The sequence below is a fragment of the Cognatundibacterium luofuense genome (assembly GCF_018139685.1).
In the GTDB taxonomy this organism is placed as follows: Bacteria; Pseudomonadota; Gammaproteobacteria; order Burkholderiales; family Burkholderiaceae_D; genus Undibacterium; species Undibacterium luofuense.
Genome location: NZ_JAGSPN010000530.1, coordinates 1 through 300, shown reverse-complemented (window position 1 = coordinate 300; position 300 = coordinate 1). Strand labels below are relative to the sequence as shown.

General features: G+C 55.3%; 1 protein-coding gene. It reads left to right on the top strand.

Features of this window, described 5'->3' with window-relative positions; translation table 11 throughout:
* A partial coding sequence (locus KDM89_RS21550) for a hypothetical protein (protein ID WP_212689827.1) occupies nt 1-300 on the top strand: 300 nt, incomplete at both ends.

Below are 300 nucleotides of genomic sequence, written 5' to 3'. Positions count from 1 at the left end.
CTGATCAGTGCCGGACAACGATCTTTACGCAGCCTGAGCAGGTCGGAGGTTGATGGTGGTCGCATCGGCTATGTGTGTGGCTTACCAGCTTATGTGTATGCGCTGGCAACAAGTGTGCCACCGGGGCAGGCTTACGCCAGACTGGATGCGTATTACAGCCGTTTGCTGAAAATGCAGCAGAGGCCGGTGACGCAACAAATGCCGGTTGATTTTGCCACCATGATGGAATGCGGCGATCAGCCGGACTGCCAGCCTCGGCATTTGCCACAGTTGTTGCGCTCGGAGCAAAACTTGAATCAA